The organism is Streptomyces sp. AA1529 (assembly GCF_000280905.1).
Classification (GTDB): domain Bacteria; phylum Actinomycetota; class Actinomycetes; order Streptomycetales; family Streptomycetaceae; genus Streptomyces.
In genome coordinates, this window is the sequence record NZ_ALAP01000048.1 from 109,500 (window position 1) to 128,702 (window position 19,203).

Consider the following 19,203-nt stretch of genomic DNA (forward strand, 5'->3'; position numbering starts at 1 on the left):
CGGATGCGGAGGACTCGTGAGAGTGAAGCGTCAACTCGCAAGCAGAATTGGGTTTTTACACTCGTTCGAGTGACGATGCAGGGGTGGCGCAGCGCCACCCCCAGGGGCCCTGCCTATGCTTACGGGCCGATTTCCTGGACTCCTACGGTCACAAGGTCATACGTGAGGGCACCGATGGCAGCGCACCCGGACGCGAGCGGCAGCAGGCTGTCCTCCACCGCACCAGAGCAGCCCTGGGCCACCGCCGAACAGCCCTGCGGGTACGGGGCCGACAGCCCGGGCGAGGGCGAGGAGACTCCGGCGGGCACGGTGCTGACCCGCGCCGAGCACGGCCGCAGCGTGGTGGAACTGCACGGGGAGATCGACCTGGCCGTGGTGCTGGCCACCACGCCCCGGCTCTACGCCCTCACCGCCGCCCCCGCCCCGCAGCTCGTCGCCGATCTGCGGCCGGTCACCTTCATCGACTGCAGCGGACTGGCCCTTCTCGTGGACATCCGCGCCCGGGCACTGGCGAGCGGCGGCGCCTTCACCCTGGTGTGCGCCGACCCGCGGGTGCTGCGGCTGCTGCGGATCACCGGACTGGAGGACATCCTGGTGCCCGTGCCGGCACCGCAGGCCCTGCCGGAGCAGCCGGACCGGGACACGGCGAACGCAGCGGACACGGACGGCGGCGGGACGGACGGCGCGGCCGGTCCGGGCGGAGCGGACGCGGCCGGCGGCCGGGAGAGCTGACTCCCCCCGCACCTCACCCGATCGGAGTACCCGCGTGCCCCGCGGTGAGGGCCCGGCCGCAAGGCGCCCGCGCCGGCCGGGCGCCCGCGCCACAGACGCTCCGCGCGCCGACGAGCCGTCGCGGCGAGGTCCGTCGCGGCGAGACGGGTCGGCCCGGTCGGCCCGGACCGGGTCGCGGACTCCGCGTCGGCGGGGTGCCGCACCCTGCCGGCAGCCCGCGCCCTCGACGACGGTGCGCACAGCCGAGGGCGGCGCCACCGACGGTCGCGGCGCCGGCCCTCGGAGGCGGGCTACTGCTTGTCGCGGCCCTCGGACTCCGCGTCGTCCTGCTTGGCCCGGACCTCCGGGTCCAGCTCGCTCCCGTCACTCCCGCTGCTCTCGGCGGGAGAGCCGTTCACGCTGGAGAGCGAGCCGCGGTCGCCGACCTCGGTCGCGGCCGGCGGCTCCACCAGCCAGTCCGGGTTCGCCTGCCGGTCCCACCAGCGCCAGGCGGCGTAGGCGCCGCCCGCCAGCAGCCCGATCAGACCGGCGCGCCGCACGAACCGGCCGGCGCGCGAGCGCCTGTGGCGGCGACGGGTGAGCTTCTCGATCTCCTCGGCCGTCACCTGGCCGCGCAGCGCGGCCACCGCGGCGGCCCCGCGCTGCGCCGCTTCCTCACGGGCCGGACCGGCGGCCGCGCGGGCCTCCGTCATCGCCGTCTCCAGGCGCGGACCCGCATAGGCGGCCGCCCGGCGGGCCGCCTCCCTGGTGTGCTCGGCCGCGCGGCCCGCGGTCCTGTCGACCTCGGGAGGGAGGGCGTCCAGAGCCTGTGCGACCCGGGGGCCGACGTAGTGTTCGTATCCTTCGCGGGCGGAGTGGCGAGCCTGCTCGGCGGCCTTGGAGACCTTCGGCCCGAGCCGCGCACCCGCCTCATGGGCATAGCGCGCCGCGGTGTCCTTGGCTTGGCCCGCGTGGGGCTTCACCACTTCCGCGGCGTGGCGCACGCTCTCCTTGGCCGTGCCGGTCGCAGCGCGCACGCTCTTCTTGGCGGTCACGGTTCCTCCTCCTCGGTGGCTCATGACTCACGTGGCAGTCTCTCCGACAACGGAGGACAGGAAGTCGTTTTCCACCTGTTTCGAAGATCATGCCTGCCGGTGCTCCGCCCCGCTCTCCCGGTCGGGCATCCGGGTCAGCCACCGTTCCCCGGCGTCCGTGGGAGGATCGAGGCGAGACAATGCAGGCAGATGGAAGGTAGACCGTGGCCGAGCAACTCCACGCCACCCTGAAGACCAACCACGGCGACATCCGCGTTCAGCTCTTCCCGAACCATGCGCCCAAGACGGTCAAGAACTTCGTCGAGCTCGCCGAGGGCTCCCGCGAATGGACGCACCCGGAGACGGGTGAGAAGACCACAGCGAAGCTGTACGACGGCACCGTCTTCCACCGTGTGATCAGCGGTTTCATGATCCAGGGCGGGGACCCGCTGGGCAACGGCACCGGCGGTCCCGGATACGAGTTCGGCGACGAGATCCACCCCGACCTCGCCTTCACCAAGCCGTACCTGCTGGCCATGGCCAACGCGGGCCCGGGCACCAACGGCTCGCAGTTCTTCGTCACCGTCGGTGCGACGACCTGGCTGACGGGCAAGCACACCATCTTCGGCGAGGTCGCGGACCAGGCCGGACGGGAGGTCGTGGACAAGATCAGCGGTACGCAGACCAACCCCCGCACCGACCGTCCGCTCAAGGACGTCGTGCTGGAGTCCGTCGTCATCGAGCGGCAGTAGCTCGCGGCAGGCGGCAGCGGCCGGCAGTCGGCACCGACGGCTCCGTCGGGGGCCGGCGGCGCGAGCGGCTGCGGGAACCACACGCCCCACCCGTCCGTATGTCAGGGCGGGTGGGGCTGGTGCGTACGGGACACTGGAGGGGTGAGCGTGGAGCAGGAAGGACAACCCGGGGGCGGGGCCGCACAGCCGGCGCCCAAGTACTGCTACCGGCATCCCGACCGGGAGACGGGCATCTCGTGCACGCGGTGCGAGCGGCCCATCTGCCCGGAATGCATGGTGGCCGCCTCCGTCGGATTCCAGTGCCCCGAGTGCGTACGGTCGGGCTCCGGGACCGGACACCGGGCGGGCGCCGATCGGCCCAGGACAGTGGCGGGTGGGCGCGTCACGGGCGATCCGCGGCTGGTCACCAAGGTGCTGCTGGGCATCAACGTGGCCGTCTTCATCGCCGTGCTCGCGGGCGGCGACCGGCTGCTGGACGAGCTGCTGCTGTTCGGGCGGGCGGTCACCGAGCCGTACGGCCCGGTGGAGGGTGTCGCGGAGGGGCAGTGGTATCGGCTGCTGACCTCGATGTTCCTGCACCAGGAGATCTGGCACATCGCGATGAACATGCTCGGCCTGTGGTTCCTGGGCCCGCCGCTGGAGGCGGCGCTGGGCCGGTTGCGCTTCGCGGGGCTGTATCTGCTCTCCGGGCTGGGCGGCGGCGCGCTCACCTTCCTGCTGGCCGTGCCGCAGCAGGCGTCGCTGGGTGCCTCCGGCGCGATCTTCGGCCTGTTCGGCGCGATGGCCGTGCTGATGCGGCGGATGCGCTACGACATGCGGCCGATCCTGATCCTGCTGGCCATCAACCTGGTCTTCACCTTCACGTGGAAGAACATCGCCTGGGAGGCGCACGTCGGCGGCCTGGTCACGGGTGTGCTGCTGGCCTACGCGATGGTGCACGCGCCGCGCGCACGGCGGACCCTGGTGCAGGTCGGCGCCTTCGTACTGCTGCTGGCGGTGGTCGTGGTGCTGCTGGTGGTACGGACACTCCAGCTGACCTGACCTGACCTGACCTGACCTGACCTGACCTGACCTGACCCTGAAACGGGTCGGGCGGGGCGGGCGCTCTCTCCGTGCGGGTGCCGTGGGCGCCGCTCCCGACTGTGAGATAGGTCACTCCCGTGCGGTCATCCGTGGACCGTCCGGCCCGGAAAGCGCGGACGGCGGAGGCGGCGGGGTCGTCGGCGAGGTCCGAGACAGCCCGCCGGCCGGCCCCGGACTCCGGTGGACAACCGGGGGCCGGGACCTTCGTACGGTGCTCGAAAGCGGGCTCGACCCCAGGTTGTCCACAACGGGTGCGGAATCTTGTGCACGGTGTGGTCCACCCGAGGGCGTCTTCGCTCAGGTGTGCGCATCCCTTGCTATTGCAGGGCCGACCTGGGCTCTTCCTGCCGCCCGCGCAGTCACATCGGCGTCAACACCCAGAAAGTTATCCACAGATCTTGTGAGTTATCCAAGGCTGTGGATCAGCTTGTGGATAACTCTTATTTCCACTGGGTGGAGACGACGAAGCCGGTCGCGATGAAGCCGAAGCCGACCACGATGTTCCAGTTGCCCAGCGACTCGACCGGAAGCGAGTTGTTGGTGACGTAGAACACCACGATCCAGGCGAGGCCGATGCCGAACAGCGCCAGCATCAGCGGCGCCACCCAGCGGCGTCCGCCACCACGCAGGTCGATGCTGGTGGCCTTCTTCTCCGGCGGGGGCGTGAAGTCCGCTTTCTTTCGGATACGTGACTTCGGCACGAGAGACTCTCCTGTCGATGCTCTGCTGACCGCCGTACGGCCCATAGGGACGGTGGTCCGTTAGCGTAGTGCTTTCCCAGGGCGGAGGGAGACAAGGGTACGGTGACCAGATCGTTGATCCGGCCTGCACGGCTGGCTGCCATAGGTGTCTTCGCCCTCGCGGGCCTCATCTTCTGGCTCAGCTTCAACACAGCGCAAGGGACGAACATCCGCAGCGACAGTTCGATGCTGCGGCTCTCCGACCTCATCCAGGAGCGCAGCAGGCAAAATGCGGAGCTGGACCGCCAGGCGGCCGGGCTCCGCCGCCAGGTCGACAAGCTGGCCCGCCGCGACGACGGCAGCACCCGCGACCAGGACCGCAGGCTCGACGACCTGGAGCAGCGCGCGGGGCTCAAGAAGCTGTCCGGCCAGGGGCTGACCGTCACCCTGGACGACGCCCCCAGCAATGCCACGGCCAAAGTGCCCGGCCTCCCCGACCCCGAGCCCAACGACCTGGTCATCCACCAGCAGGACCTGCAGGCGGTCGTCAACGCCCTGTGGCAGGGCGGCGCCAAGGGCATCAAGGTGATGGACCAGCGGCTCATCTCCACCAGCGCCGTACGCTGCGTCGGCAACACCCTCATTCTCCAGGGCCGCGTCTACTCCCCGCCCTACGAGGTCAGCGCCGTCGGGGACCGGGAGAAGCTGCGCACCGCGCTCGACGAGGCTCCCGCGATCCGCAACTACCTCGAGTACGTGGACGCCTACGGACTCGGCTGGAAAGTCGACGAGCACAAGGCGATGACTCTTCCCGGCTACTCCGGCACGGTGGATCTCCAGCAGGCCGAGCCCGTGCGGTGAGCGTGCCCGCACCGGGCCCGTCCGGGGCGAGCCCGCCCCCGCGGAACGGGTCCACACGGAACAGGTCCACGCGGAAGGTCCACGCCGAACAGGTCCGCGGCACAGCCGTCCGCGGCGACGACGATCCCCCGCCCCCTTCGACCGCCCCGGCCGCCGTCTCACCCTCACCACCTGCGATCCGGAGCGGGGCAGCAGCCACCGGCTGATCGCCCGGCCGCGGCTGGACGCCACCGGCCGGCCGGCGCGGGGAAGCCGGCCGTGCTCGCGCGCTGAGGCCGTACCCTGACGCCGTACTCTTGGGTGGGCCGAACGGCATGCGTGCCCGACGGGCGCGGGAGGAGAGAGGACGGCATCGCGGGATGTACGGCTGGATCTGGCGGCATCTGCCGGGCAACGTGTATGTACGCGCACTGATTTCGGCGGTGTTGGTGACCGGGGCCGTCTTTCTGCTGTTCCAGTACGTCTTCCCGTGGGCGGAGCCGCTGCTGCCCTTCAACGACGTGACCGTGGACGGTGCGGCCGGCCGGGCCGCCGGGATCGCGGGCGCGGTCGCGGGAGGCACGCCGTGAGCGCCCGGATCCTGGTCGTGGACAACTACGACAGCTTCGTCTTCAACCTCGTCCAGTACCTCTACCAGCTCGGCGCCACCTGCGAGGTGGTCCGCAACGACGAGGTCGAGCCGGAGCACGCCGAGGCGGGCTTCGACGGCGTACTCCTCTCCCCCGGACCGGGCGCACCCGAGGAGGCCGGGGTCTGCATCGGCATGGTGCGGCACTGCGCGGCCCGCGGGATCCCCGTCTTCGGGGTCTGCCTGGGCATGCAGTCGATGGCGGTCGCCTACGGCGGTGTCGTCGGCCGGGCCCCCGAGCTGCTGCACGGGAAGACCTCCGTCGTCTCGCACGAGGGCGCGGGCGTGTTCGCCGGACTGCCCTCGCCCTTCACCGCGACCCGCTACCACTCGCTGGCCGTCCGGGGCGCGCTCCCGGACGCGCTGGAGCTCACGGCCTGGACGGCGCCGGGCGGCGCGGATGCCGCCCCCGCCCGGGAGGGCGGCGCCGACGGAGCCGGTCTGGTGATGGGGCTGCGCCACCGGGAGCTGCCCGTCGAGGGCGTCCAGTTCCACCCCGAGTCGGTCCTCACCGAAGGCGGCCACCGGATGCTGGCCAACTGGCTGGTGCGCTGCGGGGACACCGGCGCCGTGGAGCGCTCCGCGGGGCTGGAGGTGCCGCGCGGCGCCGGTCTGGGGACGGTCACCGGGTGACGCCGGGCCATCGCGGTGGCGAGGAGGCGGACAGCCACCGGTACGGGTCCGGGAACGACCCCGAGTACGACCGCTACCGCGCGGCTGTCGACGCCCTCGCGGACCCGCTCAACGACCCGCTCCCGGGCCAGCGTCCGCCGGAGCCGGAGCCGTCCGGCTCGCAGCCGGAGCGTCACCCGCACGCGCGGCCGGAGCCGCCGCCGTCGGGGTCCTCGCCGTCGTCCGGGACCCCGGGGCCGTCCGGGCCGCGGGCACGCCACGGGGCGGCACAGCAGCCGCCGGGGCCGCAGACGGCGGCTGGAAGCCCGTACGCGGCCGACGCGGGCCAGGAGGCCGCCTGGTACGCGGCAGCACCGTACGAGCCGTACACGGGGCCCGCACAGCCGCAGCGGCCGCAGCCCCCGCAGCGGCCGCAGCCGTCCGGGGGGCAGCGGCCGCCGGGGCAGCAGGCGCCGGCGACCGAGCCCGAGCCGCGGTTCGTCCGGGGGCCCGCACCGAATGCGGGGCCGGAGAGCGGCCGGTACGACGGCGGAGGGCAGCAGGAACGGGACGACCGCAGCACGGTGGGGCTGCGGCGGCCGCGCGCCGAGGAGTTCCCTCCCCGGTCGCGCACGGAACGCCCGCCCGGGCCGACCCGGTTGGAGGCCCGCAGGGCCGCCCGCGCGCTGCGGCCGGGCCCCGGCATCATCGCCAGCCGGGCCATCGGCGAGGTGTTCATCACCTGCGGTGTGCTGATGCTGCTGTTCGTCGCCTACCAGCTGTGGTGGACCAACGTCCGTGCCGACCAGCAGGCGAACGGTGCCACCGACAAGCTCCAGCAGCAGTGGGACGACCGCGATCCCGAGAACGGTGTCGACCCCGAACGCAAAGCCGGTGCCTTCAAGCCCGGCGAGGGCTTCGCGATCATCCATATCCCGAAGCTCGACATCACCCGGCCCGTCGCCCAGGGCGTCTCCAAGGAGAAGGTGCTGGACAAGGGCATGGTCGGGCACTACGACAAGAAGCCCCTCAAGACCGCCATGCCCTGGGACGAGAAGGGCAACTTCGCCCTCGCGGGGCACCGCAACACCCACGGTGAACCGTTCCGCTACATCAACAAGTTGCAGGCGGGCGACGAGGTCGTGGTCGAGACCCGGTCGAAGTACTACACGTACAAGGTGACGCGGCAGCTGCCGTCCACCTCGCCGTCCGATACGGGAGTGATCGACCCGGTTCCGCCCAAGTCCGGTTTCTCGGAGGCCGGTCGCTACATCACGCTCACCACCTGCACACCGGAATTCACATCCAAGTACCGTCTGATCGTCTGGGGCAAAATGGTGGACGAACGTCCGCGCAGCAAGGGCAAGCCGGACGCGCTCGTCGACTGACACCCGGCGGGCGGAGCCCGGTGTGGCGACCAGCGAGACGGCGGCGGAGGCGGCAGCAGGTGAGCAAGGGCAAGCGGGAGACCGCCCGAACGACGGAAACCCCGGACCCGGACGAGACCGCCGCCGCGGAGCCGAACAACCCCGCTGAGTCCGACCCCGCGGAGCCGGACGCCCCCGCGGAGGGCGCGGAGTCCGCGGACAGCGAGAAGCCCGCGGAGAGCGAGAAGCCCGCGGAGTCCAGCAACTCCGCGGAGCCCGACGACTCCGCGGAGCCCAGCGACCCCGCGGAGGGCGATGACTCCGCGGAACCCGACGAGTCCGCGGACAGCGAGAAGCCCGCCGAGCCCGAAAACTCCGCCGAACCCAGCGACCCCGCCGAGCCCAGCGACCCCGCGGCGCATCCGCGGCGCGGGGCGATGGCGGCGGTCGTCGCGGTGTTCGGCGAACTGCTCATCACCGCCGGGCTGGTGCTCGCCCTGTTCGTCGTCTACTCGCTGTGGTGGACGAACGTGCTCGCCGACCGGCAGGCCGCGAAGGAGAGCAACCGGGTGCGCGAGCACTGGGCGGCCGACCGAGGCCCCGGCGATCTCGACACCCGGGACGGCATCGGCTTCCTGCATGTGCCGTCGATGTCCTCGGACGACATCCTGGTCAAGAAGGGCACCGACCCGAAGGAGCTGAACCAGGGCATCGCGGGCTACTACACCGAGCCCGTCAAGTCCGGGCTGCCGCAGGACCAGTCGGGCAACTTCGCGCTCGCCGCGCACCGCGACGGGCACGGCGCCAAGTTCCACAACATCGACAAGGTGGACAAGGGCGACGCGGTCGTCTTCGAGACCAAGAACACCTGGTTCGTCTACAAGGTGTTCGCGACGCTGCCGCAGACCTCGAAGTACAACGTCGACGTGGTGGACCCGATCCCGAAGGAGTCGGGCAAGAAGCAGCGCGGCCGCTACATCACCCTCACCACCTGCACGCCCGTCTACACGTCCAAGTACCGCTATGTGGTGTGGGGCGAACTCGTGCGCACCGAGGACGTCGACGAGGACCGCACGCCCCCGGCCGAGCTCCGCTGAGCCGGGCACACCCTCGGCGACCGCCCGCACCCTCCGCGGGCACACACTCCCTCCGCAGGGGCATCTCCGCTCTCGCGGGCCCCGCGGGCCCCGCGGGCCCCGCGGGCCCGGCGGACCGCGCTCGGCTGCGGGAACCGCCCCCGCATCCCGGCGCATGCGAACGGCGGGCGCCGTCCGGAGCCGGTACCACCGGCTCGCGGTCGTCGCCCGCCGTCGAAGCGGATCCGTGCAGTCCGGCGGGCCGTCCGGCCCGGTCCGGTGCGGAGCACGGGTCAGTCGGAACCCCAGCCGCCGCCGAAGAAGCCGTCGTCCCCGCCACCGCCGTTGCCGTCGCCCGGGCCGCCGGGCCGGGTCACGATGGTGACCTTGTCGCCCTTCTTGCCCTGGGTGTTGGGCGGCGGGTTGGTGGTCATGACGATGGCCTTGCCGTCCTGCGGGCCCTGGACGCCGCCGATCTGGAAGCCGGCTTTCTGGAGCGCCTTCTTGGCGTCCTTGAGCTTCTGGTTGGTGACGTCCGGCACGGTGGCGGGCTGGTCGGCGGGGGCCTTGGCGACGGTCAGCGTGACGGTGCTGCCCTCCGGCTGCTTGCCGGTGCCCGGGTCCTGCTTGAGCACGGTGCCGGCCGGCTTGTCCCCGTTCTCCTGCTCGGTCTTGGAGACCTTGAAGCCGAGCGCTTCGAGCTGGCTCTTGGCCTGGTCGAAGGGCTTGTCGACGACGTTGGGCACGGTCGGCCGGGACTCGGTGGCCACGGTCAGCGTGACCTTGGAGCCCTTCTTGGCCTTCTGGCCGACGCCGGGGTCCTGGCTGAGCACGGTCCCGGCCTGCTGGTCCTCGGACTCCTGCTGCTTCTTGGCGACCTTGAAGCCCGCCTCGCTGAGCTTCTGCTTGGCGTCCGCGTAGACGTCGCCGGTGACGTCGGGCACGCTGCGGGGCGCCTCGTCCCGCGGTCCCTTGGACATGATCAGGCTGACGGTGCTGTCGGGTTCGACGCTCTCGCCGATGCCCGGGTCCGTCTTGCAGACGGTGTCCTTCTTCTCGTCGCAGTAGACGCTGTCGCCCTTGGCCGCCTTCAGCCCGGAGTTGCCGAGCTGCTCCTCGGCCTCGGACGCGGACAGCCCGGTCACGTTGGGCACGTCGATATTGTCGCTGGGCGAGTCGAGCAGCGCCTTGCCGACGAAGATCGCGCCGACCAGCACCAGGATCACGGCGAGCGCCAGCAGGATCGTCGAGAGCGGGTTCTTGCCCTTGCGGCGGCTGCGCTGCTCGTCGTAGAAGCCGCCGTCGTCCGAGCGCATCGGCGGCAGCATGGAGGTCTGCGGATCCTGGGCGCGCAGCGCCGCGGTGGGCTGGTCCTCGGGGTAGCCGCCCGCGCCCATGGCCGCGGCGGCGACGGGCTGGCCGTCCAGGCACGCCTCGATGTCGGCGCGCATCTCGTCCGCGCTCTGGTACCGGTAGTCCGGGTCCTTGACGAGCGCCTTCATCACGATCGCGTCCATGGCGGGCGCGATCTCGGGGTCGAAGGCGCTGGGCGGCTGCGGCTCCTCGCGGACGTGCTGGTAGGCGACGGCGACCGGGGAGTCGCCGACGAACGGCGGCCGGACGGTCAGCAGCTCGTACAGCAGGCAGCCGGTGGAGTACAGGTCGGAGCGGGCGTCGACGGTCTCGCCCTTGGCCTGCTCGGGGGAGAGGTACTGCGCCGTGCCGATCACGGCGGCCGTCTGCGTCATGGTCATGCCGGAGTCGCCCATGGCGCGCGCGATGCCGAAGTCCATGACCTTCACCTGGCCGGTGCGGGTCAGCATGACGTTCGCGGGCTTGATGTCGCGGTGGACGATGCCGTTGCGGTGGCTGTACTCCAGCGCCTGGAGGATGCCCACGCACATCTCCATGGACCGCTCGGGCAGCAGCTTGCGCCCGGAATGCAGCAGTTCACGCAGCGTGGAGCCGTCCACGTACTCCATGACGATGTACGGGATGGAGACCCCGTCGACGTAGTCCTCGCCCGTGTCGTAGACCGCGACGATCGCCGGGTGGTTGAGCGAGGCGGCCGACTGGGCCTCACGGCGGAAGCGGGCCTGGAACGACGGATCGCGGGCGAGGTCGACGCGGAGCGTCTTGACCGCGACCGTGCGGCCCAGCCGGGTGTCCTGGGCGACGTAGACCTCGGCCATGCCTCCGCGGCCGAGCACCGAGCCCAGCTCGTACCGGCCGCCTAGGCGACGCGGCTCTTCCATAGTCTCCAGCCCTCTCCGGTCTTCCGTGCCACCGGGCGCGGAGTTCCCCCAGCCTCCGGCTGGGAGGTGCCCCCACGCTTGCGACACGGCGGTGTGCTGCTCGGCCATACGGTACCCGCCACAGGGTGCGTGCCCGGTGCGGCCGTGGTGACCGGCCTCACCCGATGCCGCCGACGGGTGTCAGTGCTTGCCGTCGAGGACGGCCTCCATCACGCCCTTGGCGATCGGGGCCGCCAGCTTGCCGCCCGCGATGTCGCTGCGGAGTGTGTCGGAACTCTCCACCACGACGGCGACCGCGACGGGAGACCCGTCACTGGTCTTCGCGTACGAGATGAACCACGCGTACGGGTTGTCCTTGTTGTTCTCGCCGTGCTGCGCGGTGCCGGTCTTGCCGCCCACCGTGACGCCGGGGATCTGGCCCGACTTTCCGGTGCCCTTCTCCACGACCGTCTCCATGGCCGACTGGAGCTTCTGCGCGTTCTCCGACGAGACCGGCCGGCTCAGCTCCTTCGGCTTGGTCTGCTCGACCACGTTGAGGTTCGGTGCGACGAGCTGATCGACCATGTAGGGCTTCATCAGCTTGCCGTCGTTGGCCACGGCCGAGGCGACCATGGCCATCTGGAGCGGGGTGGCGCGGTTGGACGCCTGGCCGATGCCCGCCATCGCGTTCTGCGGCCGGTTGTCCTTCGGGTAGATGCTCTTCGCGGGCCGCACCGGGGTGTCCAGGTCCGGGTCCAGCGTGCCGCCCTTGACGTCCTTCTCGAAGCCGAACTTCTCGGCTTCCTCGATCATCTTGTCGTTGCCCAGCTGGTCGCTCATCTTCGCGAAGACGGTGTTGCACGACCACTGGAGCGCGACCCGGATCGAGGCGTTCTTGCACGCCGGGTTGTTGCCCTCGTTGCCCAGGTCGGTGGACGAGTTCGGCAGCCGGTACGGGTCCTCGGAGTCCGTCTTGGAGTCGAGGTCGTAGTCGCCGCTCTCCAGCCCCGCCGCCGCGGTGACGACCTTGAAGGTGGAGCCGGGCGGGTACGTCTGCCGCAGCGCCCGGTTGAGCATCGGCTGGTCCTCGTCGTCGTCCAGCTTCTTGAACTTCTCCCCGTCCTCGCCGCTGATGCCCGCGAAGGTGGAGGGGTCGTAGGAGGGCTTGTTGGCCAGCGCGAGGATGGCGCCGGTCTTCGGGTTGATCGCCGCGACGGCGCCCTTCTTGTCGCCGAGCCCGTCGTAGGCCGCCTTCTGCGCCTTGGCGTTCAGCGTCGTGACGACGTTGCCGCCCTTCTGCGACTTCCCGGTGATCATGTCGATCGTGCGGTTGAAGAACAGCCGGTCGTCGTCGCCCGTCAGGAACGAGTCGTAGAGCTTCTCCAGCTGGTTGGCACCGATCCGCTGGGAGGCGTACCCCGTGACCGGCGACCACAGCTTGCCGTTCTTGTAGGTGCGCTTGTACTTGAAGTCGGTGCCGTTGACGACCGTCGAGCCGGTGACCGCCTTGCCGTCCACGATGATGTTGCCGCGGGGCTGGGCGTAGCGCGCGATGTCCACGCGCCGGTTCTTCGGGTCCGTCTTGAGCTCGTCCGCCTGCACGAACTGGAGCCAGTTGGTCCGTACGAGCAGGGCCAGGACCAGCAGACCGCAGAAGATCGCGATGCGGCGCAGGGGCTTGTTCACGGTCGGACCACCTGGGTCATCTCGGCGTCGGGTGACGGTGCGGGTGCGGGCGCCGGGCGGCGGGCGGTGTCGCTGATCCTGATCAGGATGCCGATCAGCGCCCAGTTGGCGAGCACCGAGGAGCCGCCGGAGGCCAGGAACGGCATCGTCATACCGGTCAGCGGAATCAGGCCCATCACGCCGCCCGCGACGACGAAGACCTGGAGCCCGAAGGCGCCGGAGAGGCCGACGGCGAGCAGCTTGCCGAACGGGTCGCGGGCGGCGAGCGAGATGCGCACACCGCGCTCGACGATCAGCCCGTAGATGATCAGGACCGCCATCATGCCGGTCAGCCCGAGTTCCTCGCCGACCGTGGCGAGGATGAAGTCGGAGTTGGCGGCGAAGCCGATCAGGTCCGAGTTGCCCTGGCCCCAGCCGGTGCCGAGCACCCCGCCCGAGCCGAAGGCCCACAGCGACTGGGCGATCTGGTCGCTGCCGGTGCTCTCGATGGTCTCCTTGGCGAAGGGGTGCAGCCACGCCTGGACGCGGTCCTGCACGTGCGGCTCGAATGTGGCCACGACCGTGGCGCCGCCGGCCGACAGCAGCAGGCCGAAGACGATCCAGCTGGTGCGCTCGGTGGCGACGTACAGCATGATCACGAAGAGGCCGAAGAAGAGCAGCGAGGTGCCCAGGTCGGTCTCGAAGACCAGGATCATCAGGCTCAGCGCCCAGATGACGAGGATCGGGCCGAGGTCCCGGCCGCGCGGCAGGTACAGCCCCATGAAGCGGCGGGACGCCAGGGCCAGCGCGTCCCGTTTGACCATCAGGTACCCCGCGAAGAACACCGCGATGATGATCTTCACGAATTCACCGGGCTGCAGGTTGATGAAGCCCAGCTTCACCCAGATCCGGGCGCCGTTGACCGGCGGGAAGAACACCGGAAGCACCAGCAGCACCAGGCCGACGGCCATGGAGATGTAGGTGTAGCGCTGCAGGACGCGGTGGTCCTTGAGCAGCAGCAGGATCGCCACGAAGAGCGCCAGCCCGATCGCGGAGTACAGCAGCTGCTTGGGCGCGTCCGGGCTGAAGGCGCCGAAGATGCTCTCGGCGCGCTGCTGCAGCCGCTCGGACTGGTCCAGCCGCCAGATCAGCACCAGCCCGAGCCCGTTGAGCAGCGTGGCCAGCGGCAGCAGCAGCGGGTCCGCGTACGGCGCGTACCGGCGCACCACCAGGTGGCCGACCCCCGCCAGCAGCACCATCCCGAAGCCGTAGCCGAGCATGCCGGAGGGCAGCTCGTCGTTGATCGCCAGCCCCACGTTGGCGTACGCGAAGACGGGGACGAGCACCGCGAAGACGAGCATCGCCAGCTCGGTGTTGCGGCGGCTGGGCAGTCCGCCCGAGGACACGGTGGTGTTGCTGCCCGTGTTGGTGAGGTTGCTCATGCCTGTGCCGCCCCCTACGGCCCGGTGCACTGCTTGGCCAGCTCCTGCTGCTTCTCCGAAAGCTCGGGGCTCGGCGAGGGAGTGCTGGAGGCGGCGTCAGTGGTGTCGTTGGTGGAGCCGGAGGTGAAGGCGGTGTGTGCGACGGTGCCCACACCGCTGCCGGCCTCGCCGACACCCGCGGTACCCGTGCCGGTGCCGCCGGTGGTCGCGTCGCCGGGTGCGTTCTGCTCGTCCTTGCGCTTCTTCTCGGAGTCGTCCGCCCCGCCGGAGTCCTTGTCCTTGCCGCCCTTGTCGCCCTTGTCCTTGTCCCCGGAATCGGGGTTCTTCTTCCGCTCGGCGACGATCTTGCAGACCTCGGACTGCGTGCTCAGCTCGTCCAGCTTGGCGCGGGCCTCGTCCCGGCTGTTCATCGCGATCGTCTCGCGGAGTTCCTTGCGCTGGAAACCGGCGAGGTACTTGAGTTCGATCTCAGGGTGGTCCTGGTCGACCTTGTGCAGCTTGACGCCGGCCAACTCCTGGTTGATGCCCCGGAAGAGGGCGACATGGTCCTCGTTGGCGCCGACGTAGTACTGCGTCTGCGTCCACCGGTAGCCGCCGTACAGGCCGCCGCCCGCGACGGCCAGCGCCAGCGCGATCCACAGCGAGCGCTTGAGCCAGCGGCCCTTGCGCTTGCCGGGCTTGGCGAAGTCCTCGTCGGTGTAGGGGCCGAACTCGCCGGCCGGCGGGGCCGGGTCGGCGTTCGGCGGACCGAAGCCCTCGGGGGCGGCCGAGCCGCTCTGCTGGGGCACTCCCCCGCCGCGTCCGAGTTCGGCCGCACGGGCCGCCGGGGTGCTGGGCGCCGTGCCGTCGCCGCCCGGTGCCTGCTGGCTCTCGGCGACGGCGCCCACGATGACCGGGGTGTCGTTGAGCCGGCCGTGCACGGTGTCCTCGGGGCCGAGGGCGTCCACGTCCAGCACGTCGGCGACGATGCAGGTGATGTTGTCGGGCCCGCCGCCGCGCAGCGCGAGCTGGATCAGCTCCTGAACGGTGTCCTGCGGGCCGTGGTAGCCGGCCAGCGTCTCCTCGATGGTCTGGTGCGAGACCACCGCCGAGAGCCCGTCCGAGCACAGCAGGTAGCGGTCGCCGGCCCGCACCTCGCGGATCGAGAGGTCCGGCTCCACATGGTCGCCGCTGCCCAGGGCCCGCATCAGCAGCGAACGCTGCGGGTGCGTGGTGGCCTCCTCCTCGGTGATCCGGCCCTCGTCCACCAGCCGCTGCACCCAGGTGTGGTCCTGGGTGATCTGGGTGAGCTGGCCGTCCCGCAGCAGATAGGCGCGCGAGTCGCCGACGTGCACCAGGCCGAGCCGCCGGCCCGTCCACAGCAGCGCGGTCAGCGTGGTGCCCATGCCCTCGAGCTGCGGGTCCTCCTCGACCATGACGCGCAACTGGTCGTTGGCGCGCTGCACCGTCGTCCCGAGGGAGGTGAGGATGTCCGAGCCGGGGATGTCCTCGTCGAGCTGGACCATGGCGGAGATCACCTCGGAGGAGGCGACCTCTCCGGCGGCCTGGCCGCCCATGCCGTCGGCGACCGCGAGCAGCCGCGGACCGGCGTAGCCCGAGTCCTCGTTGTGCTCGCGGATCATGCCGTCGTGTGATCCGGCGGCGAAGTGCAGTGACAGGCTCATGCGCACCTCGCCCGTCGGCTCCGGGTACATCCGCACGGTGCCCACCCTCCGGTCGTCATGTCGGTACTACTTCCGCAGCTCGATGACCGTCTTGCCGATACGGATCGGCGCTTCGAGCGGGATCGGCGTCGGTGTGGTGAGCCGGGTCCGGTCGAGATACGTGCCGTTGGTCGACCCGAGGTCCTCGACGATCCACTTGCCGTCACGATCCGGGTAGATCCTGGCATGCCGGCTGGACGCGTAGTCGTCGTCCAGCACGATCGTGGAGTCGTGTGCGCGGCCCAGGGTGATGGTCTGCCCCTGGAGGGCCACGGTGGTGCCGGTGAGCGACCCCTCGGTGACGACCAGTTTGCTGGGGGCGTTCCGGCCGCGCCCGCGCCTGCCGCCCCCGCCCTGGGGGGCCTGCTGCGGCTGGGGGCGCTGCGCGGGGCGCTGGGCCTCGGCACGCCGGGCGGTGCGCTGCGTCACCCTGGTGCCGAACAGGTCGCTCCTGATGACCTGGATGGACACGATGACGAACAGCCACAGTACGGCGAGAAACCCCAACCGCATGACCGTGAGGGTCAGCTCTGACATTGCCCCCGCTTCACCCTTCGGCTTGCCGGTAAATGATCGTGGTACTGCCCACGACGACGCGTGAGCCGTCGCGGAGCGTAGCGCGCGTGGTGTGCTGTCCGTCCACCACGATCCCGTTCGTGGAGCCCAGATCCTGGATCGAGGAGGGGTTTCCGGCCCGGATCTCGCAGTGCCGGCGGGAGACTCCGGGGTCGTCGATCCGTACGTCGGCCTCCGTGCTGCGGCCGAGTACCAGGGTCGGGCCGGAGATCTGGTGGCGGTTGCCGTTGATCTCGACCCAGCGCCGCGTCTCGGTGCCCGGCAGCGGCCCGGCCGAGCCGGAGGGGCCCGGCGCGTAGGACGGCGGGGAGGCGGGCACGGGCGGCGCCGAAGCGGGGCGCGGCGGGTATCCGCCGCCGGCGGCGCCCGCGGCCGGGGCCGCGCCGCCGTGCTGCGGGGCCTGCTGGGAGGTGCTGGAGGCGAGGGTGCGGCTGCGCACCCGGTAGAGGCCGGTGTCGAGATCGTCGGCCTTCTCCAGATGGACCTTGATCGGTCCCATGAACGTGTAGCGCTGCTGTTTGGCGTAATCCCGCACCATGCTGGCGAGTTCGTCCCCGAGCTGGCCCGAGTAGGGGCTGAGCCGCTCGTAGTCGGGCGGGCTGAGTTCCACGACGAAGTCGTTGGGGACGACCGTGCGCTCGCGATTCCAGATCGTTGCGTTGTTGTCGCACTCGCGCTGGAGGGCGCCCGCGATCTCCACGGGCTGCACCTCGGATTTGAACACCTTCGCGAAGGTGCCGTTCACGAGTCCTTCGAGCCGCTGCTCGAACCGCTTCAGTACTCCCACGACGCACCTCCTTCCCAGCTGTTCTCCGGCCTAGTGCCCGCTTCGTCCCTGGCGCCTGTCTCGATGTCTCCGTCCCAGTGTCCCCGGCTTTCGGGCACGACGCTTCCGCGGTACTGCTTACTGATCGTATCCACGCGCGGAGGGAACGACTGGTTCCCCATCGGGGCCCGGTGCTCAAGTGTTGCCCCTCACAGGGGTCCGCGCGTGCCCCCGCCCGCAGTCGCCGGTACCGCCCTACACCCTTGCATGGATAGTAGAGCGCCCGCGCTGGGTCCCGCACCGAGTGTCCGGCCGGGTGCGGTGGCCCCGCGGACGGTGCCCGGCGGAAGGCTCCGAGGTGGCGGGTGGAATACGGATGTGAGTCCACCCCCGCCACCGTGCTAATCTTCTGGATGTCGGCAGGCGCCCGCACCGGGCGAGCCGGCAACACCCAATGCGCGGGTGGCGGAATAGGCAGACGCGCTGGATTCAGGTTCCAGTGTCCGAAAGGACGTGGGGGTTCAACTCCCCCCTCGCGCACAGCGACGAAGGCCCTCACCGGGTTCCGGTGGGGGCCTTCGTCATGTCCTGCGGAATGCGCGGGGGCCGAGGGCCCGCGGCTTCCGTCTCTCGGCGGCTTCCGTCTCACCGTGTGCCGAGTCCCGTGCTTCCGCGGTGTGCCCGTGTCGCGGTCCCGGAGCCGGGCTCGGGGTCGGGGCCGGGACCGGGGCCGGCCCCGAGCCCGCGGCGCCTGGTCCCGCGGGCGTCGGCCGGGCGGCTGTCGGTCCGGCGGGCGCGCTCCGGCCGGCGCGGTCCGGCGGGCGTCGCTCAGGCGGCGAGCCGGGCCGCCAGCTCCTTGCCGCGGCTCTCGGCGGCCTCGTGTGCCCGGGCGCGGGAGGCCCTGGACGGCTCCACGAGGTGCTCCATGCCCGGCGTCGTCTCGGCCAGCGTGAGCTCCGGCACGATGAACTCGACGTCCAGCCCGAAGCCGTCGGGGCCCAGCACCGTCTCCAGGTAGGGCAGGACGAACTCGAAGTTCTCGCGCGGGGTGCCGGGGCCGTAGCCGCCGCCCCGGCTGGCGACCACGGTGGCGGGCTTCCCGGCGGCCGTGCGGGCCTCGGCGGCGGTGGTGCGCCCCATCAGGATCACGTGGTCCAGCCATGCCTTGAGAGTCGAGGGGATCGCGTAGTTGTACATCGGGGCGCCGATCAGCACGGCGTCCGCCGCCTCCAGTTCCGCGATCAGCTGCTCGCGCAGCGCGAAGGCGGCGGCCTGCTCGGCGGTGCGGTCCGCGGGGGCCGTGAAGCCCGCGCCGGCGCCGAGGCTCTCCAGGTGCGGGACCGGGGCCGCGTTCAGGTCGCGGTAGATCACCTGCCCGTCCGGGTGCTGGGCCTGCCACGCCTCGCGGAAGGAGGCGGTGACGGAGCGGGAGACCGAGGCACCGTCGGGGAAGACGGAGGTGTCGAGGTGCAGGAGGGTGGCCATGTGTAGCTCCTAGTGATTCGTAAGCTGTCGAACTTTCCGACGTAGCTAGGTATAACACAGGTACTTACTTTTCTGCATCCACTTGCGGTGGCGCAGTATCCTGGAGCCATGTCAGAGCTTGGAGAGGTGCGCGATCAGTCACAGGAGTGCGCCACGGCCGCGGTCTGTACCGAGCCGGAGAGCGCCGTCACCCGCGTCTTCCACGTGCTCGGCAAGCGGTGGACGGGGCTGATCCTGGCCGCCCTGATGAGCGGCCCCGGCCACTTCGCCGAGCTGCGCCGCGCCGTTCCGGGCATCAGCGAGCGGATGCTCTCCGACCGGCTGACCGAGCTGGCGACACTCGGCCTGGTGTTCCGCTCCGTCGAGGAGGGCCCGCCGCTGCGGGTCAGCTACCGGCTCACCGACTCCGGGCACGCGCTGAAGCCCGCCATGGTCGAGCTCACCCGCTGGGCCGACGGCCATCTCCCCGCCTCCGCGGGGTCCTGTCCGGAGGCCTTCCGGCGCTGAGCGGGACAGCTCCCCCGCGGC

At 71.0% G+C, this 19,203-nt stretch carries 18 protein-coding genes and 1 tRNA gene; 10 read left to right on the top strand and 9 right to left on the bottom strand.

Annotated elements, in window-relative coordinates; translation table 11 throughout:
• Positions 1-174: 174 nt before the first annotated feature.
• A complete protein-coding gene (locus A949_RS35575) occupies positions 175-732 on the top strand; it encodes an STAS domain-containing protein (protein ID WP_019356771.1) in 558 nt (185 codons plus the stop codon).
• 290 nt (positions 733-1,022) lie between these two features.
• Here A949_RS35575 and A949_RS0114680 read toward each other — a convergent pair whose 3' ends face one another.
• Complete coding sequence (locus A949_RS0114680) at positions 1,023-1,766, bottom strand: DUF5324 family protein (RefSeq protein WP_019356772.1); 744 nt, start codon at positions 1,764-1,766, stop codon at positions 1,023-1,025.
• Positions 1,767-1,969: 203 nt separating this feature from the next.
• On the opposite strand from A949_RS0114680, the gene A949_RS0114685 reads away from it, so the two are divergent.
• Positions 1,970-2,497, top strand: coding sequence for a peptidylprolyl isomerase (locus tag A949_RS0114685; protein WP_019356773.1), 528 nt, complete (start codon positions 1,970-1,972; stop codon positions 2,495-2,497).
• 141 nt (positions 2,498-2,638) lie between these two features.
• Complete coding sequence (locus tag A949_RS0114690; RefSeq protein ID WP_019356774.1) at positions 2,639-3,538, top strand: rhomboid family protein; 900 nt, start codon at positions 2,639-2,641, stop codon at positions 3,536-3,538.
• A 482-nt stretch (positions 3,539-4,020) separates the two neighbouring features.
• Here A949_RS0114690 and crgA read toward each other — a convergent pair whose 3' ends face one another.
• Positions 4,021-4,281, bottom strand: coding sequence for a cell division protein CrgA (crgA, locus tag A949_RS0114695; protein WP_019356775.1), 261 nt, complete (start codon positions 4,279-4,281; stop codon positions 4,021-4,023).
• A gap of 102 nt (positions 4,282-4,383) precedes the next feature.
• On the opposite strand from crgA, the gene A949_RS0114700 reads away from it, so the two are divergent.
• The 5 genes from A949_RS0114700 (at position 4,384) to A949_RS36535 (ending at position 8,825) form a co-directional block, all read left to right on the top strand.
• A complete protein-coding gene (locus tag A949_RS0114700) occupies positions 4,384-5,121 on the top strand; it encodes a DUF881 domain-containing protein (RefSeq protein ID WP_026004648.1) in 738 nt (245 codons plus the stop codon).
• A gap of 359 nt (positions 5,122-5,480) precedes the next feature.
• On the top strand, positions 5,481-5,690 hold the full coding sequence (locus A949_RS0114705; RefSeq protein WP_019356777.1) for a hypothetical protein: 210 nt from the start codon (positions 5,481-5,483) through the stop codon (positions 5,688-5,690).
• On the top strand, positions 5,687-6,382 hold the full coding sequence (locus A949_RS0114710) for an aminodeoxychorismate/anthranilate synthase component II (RefSeq protein ID WP_019356778.1): 696 nt from the start codon (positions 5,687-5,689) through the stop codon (positions 6,380-6,382). The genes A949_RS0114705 and A949_RS0114710 overlap by 4 nt, the downstream gene beginning before the upstream one ends.
• On the top strand, positions 6,379-7,749 hold the full coding sequence (locus A949_RS0114715; RefSeq protein ID WP_019356779.1) for a class E sortase: 1,371 nt from the start codon (positions 6,379-6,381) through the stop codon (positions 7,747-7,749). The genes A949_RS0114710 and A949_RS0114715 overlap by 4 nt, the downstream gene beginning before the upstream one ends.
• Before the next feature lie 416 nt (positions 7,750-8,165).
• Positions 8,166-8,825, top strand: a complete 660-nt coding sequence (locus A949_RS36535; RefSeq protein WP_078565442.1) for a class E sortase — start codon at positions 8,166-8,168, stop codon at positions 8,823-8,825.
• Positions 8,826-9,097: 272 nt separating this feature from the next.
• Here A949_RS36535 and pknB read toward each other — a convergent pair whose 3' ends face one another.
• The 6 genes from pknB to A949_RS0114750 form a co-directional block, all read right to left on the bottom strand.
• Positions 9,098-11,059 carry a Stk1 family PASTA domain-containing Ser/Thr kinase gene (pknB, locus tag A949_RS0114725; RefSeq protein ID WP_026004649.1) on the bottom strand — a complete coding sequence of 654 codons (1,962 nt, stop codon included), beginning with the start codon at positions 11,057-11,059 and terminating at the stop codon, positions 9,098-9,100.
• A 180-nt stretch (positions 11,060-11,239) separates the two neighbouring features.
• A complete protein-coding gene (locus A949_RS0114730) occupies positions 11,240-12,724 on the bottom strand; it encodes a peptidoglycan D,D-transpeptidase FtsI family protein (RefSeq protein WP_019356782.1) in 1,485 nt (494 codons plus the stop codon).
• Positions 12,721-14,145, bottom strand: coding sequence for an FtsW/RodA/SpoVE family cell cycle protein (locus A949_RS0114735; protein ID WP_026004650.1), 1,425 nt, complete (start codon positions 14,143-14,145; stop codon positions 12,721-12,723). The genes A949_RS0114730 and A949_RS0114735 overlap by 4 nt, the downstream gene beginning before the upstream one ends.
• Positions 14,146-14,159: 14 nt before the next feature.
• Positions 14,160-15,854, bottom strand: coding sequence for a Stp1/IreP family PP2C-type Ser/Thr phosphatase (locus A949_RS0114740; RefSeq protein WP_019356784.1), 1,695 nt, complete (start codon positions 15,852-15,854; stop codon positions 14,160-14,162).
• Between the two features lie 21 nt (positions 15,855-15,875).
• Positions 15,876-16,385: an FHA domain-containing protein FhaB/FipA gene (locus tag A949_RS0114745; RefSeq protein WP_019356785.1), complete on the bottom strand. Its 510-nt coding sequence runs from the start codon at positions 16,383-16,385 to the stop codon at positions 15,876-15,878.
• A 10-nt stretch (positions 16,386-16,395) separates the two neighbouring features.
• Entirely contained in the window at positions 16,396-17,211 is an 816-nt protein-coding gene (locus tag A949_RS0114750; protein ID WP_019356786.1) for an FhaA domain-containing protein, read from the bottom strand.
• A 435-nt stretch (positions 17,212-17,646) separates the two neighbouring features.
• Between A949_RS0114750 and A949_RS0114755 the strand changes: the two genes are divergently transcribed.
• Positions 17,647-17,730: transfer RNA gene (locus A949_RS0114755), tRNA-Leu, on the top strand.
• Positions 17,731-18,018: 288 nt separating this feature from the next.
• Here the strand turns inward: A949_RS0114755 and A949_RS0114760 are convergent.
• Positions 18,019-18,675 carry an FMN-dependent NADH-azoreductase gene (locus A949_RS0114760; protein WP_019356787.1) on the bottom strand — a complete coding sequence of 219 codons (657 nt, stop codon included), beginning with the start codon at positions 18,673-18,675 and terminating at the stop codon, positions 18,019-18,021.
• Between the two features lie 108 nt (positions 18,676-18,783).
• Here A949_RS0114760 and A949_RS0114765 point away from each other — a divergent pair, with 108 nt between their 5' ends.
• A complete protein-coding gene (locus tag A949_RS0114765) occupies positions 18,784-19,182 on the top strand; it encodes a winged helix-turn-helix transcriptional regulator (protein WP_051019495.1) in 399 nt (132 codons plus the stop codon).
• The last annotated feature ends 21 nt before the right edge of the window (positions 19,183-19,203 follow it).